2 protein-coding genes are annotated in these 1,368 nt (G+C 71.3%); one reads left to right on the forward strand and one right to left on the reverse strand.

The window, feature by feature from the left end:
- Positions 1 to 109 precede the first annotated feature (109 nt).
- On the forward strand, positions 110 to 1,105 hold the full coding sequence (locus K0M70_RS07570; RefSeq protein ID WP_290781165.1) for an NAD-dependent epimerase/dehydratase family protein: 996 nt from the start codon (positions 110 to 112) through the stop codon (positions 1,103 to 1,105).
- On the opposite strand, the gene K0M70_RS07575 is transcribed toward K0M70_RS07570, so the two are convergent.
- On the reverse strand, positions 1,081 to 1,368 hold a 288-nt coding region (locus K0M70_RS07575), incomplete at its 5' end, for an EAL domain-containing protein (RefSeq protein ID WP_290781167.1). The genes K0M70_RS07570 and K0M70_RS07575 overlap by 25 nt on opposite strands.

The following is a 1,368-nucleotide window of genomic DNA, read 5'->3' on the forward strand; positions in this document are numbered from 1 at the left end:
CCCCCCCCCCCCCCCCTCCCCCGAACTATCCCCCCCCCGCCCGGCGGCCGCCCCCCGGCCGGGCCCGGCTGCGTAAACCTTCCCTGTCGCCCACCGCCCAGAGCCCACCATGCCTAACGTCCTTGTCACCGGCGCCACCGGATTCCTTGGCCAGCACCTGATACGAGAGCTCGTGGCCGACGGGGTGACGGTGCGCGGCCTGTCGCGTTCGGCGGCCGGCGATGCCGCCGTGGTGGCGCTGGGTGCTGCCCCGGTGCGTGGCCACCTGGGCGACGCCGGCGCGCTTGAGGCGGCCGTTGCCGGCTGCGAAGCGGTCTTCCACACCGCCGCCGACACCAACAACTGGGGCCCGGGCGACGCGGCGCAAACCGAAACCAACGTGGGCGGCACCGCACGCCTGCTGGCCGCCGCGAAAGCGGCCGGTGTGTCGTGTTTCGTGCACACGTCCAGCGTCTCGGCCTACTCGCATCTGGTGAAGGGCACCCTGCGAGAGGACGTGCCGCAGCGCGGCGCGGAGTCGTGGATCAACTACGAGCGCACCAAGTACGCGTCCGAGCGCCTGGTGCGCGAATCGGGGCTGCCCTTCCTGGTGTTCCAGCCCTCGCACATCCTCGGCCCCGGCGACTACAACAACTGGTCGAACCTGATCCGCCTGATCGACGCGGGCAAGCTGCCGGGTTCGCCGCCGGGCTCGGGCGCCTTCGCCGACGTGCGCGAGATCGCGCGTGCGCAGGTGCGTGCCTGGCGCCAGCCGGCGCGCGACGAAACCTGGCTGGTGGGCGGCGAGCACGCCAGCTTCCTGAAGCTGATCCAGGAAGCCGGCCGCCAGTTGGGCAAGCCCGCGCCGGCCAAGGCCATGCCCGCCCCGGTGTTGCGGACTTATGCGCGCGTGCTGGACCTGGTGTCGCGCATCACCCGCAGGCCGCCGGAGCTGACGCCGGTGGCGGCCACGTTCACCTGCAAGCATCTTTCCGTGGACTCATCCAAGGCCGAGCGCGAGTTGGGCTACCGCAGCACGCCGCTGCCCGAACTGCTGGCCGACACCATTGCCTGGCTGCGGGCCGAAAACCTGCTGCCGCCTCAGTCCAGGGCTTCCATGCCGTAGCGGCGCAGCATGGTGCCGATGGAGGCGGGCCGCGAGAACAGGTAGCCCTGGCCCAGGCTCAGGCCGAGCAGGCGCAGCTGGTAGCGCTGGTCTTCGGTCTCGATGCCTTCGGCGATCACTTCCAGTCCCAGCGAATCGGCCAGCAGCCGGATGGCGCGCACGATGGCCGTGCTGCCGCCGCTTTCGCCGCTGCGCAGTTCGGCCACGAAGCTGCGGTCGATCTTCAGCCCGTGCAGCGGGAAGCGGTGCAGGTACGACAGCGA

Source organism: Arenimonas sp. (assembly GCF_019459675.1).
Classification (GTDB): Bacteria; Pseudomonadota; Gammaproteobacteria; order Xanthomonadales; family Xanthomonadaceae; genus Arenimonas.

Excerpts from the sequence above, each read along its gene's own strand:
- K0M70_RS07570 (WP_290781165.1), top strand. The coding sequence starts at position 110 with ATGCCTAACGTCCTTGTCACCGGCGCCACCGGATTCCTTGGCCAGCAC.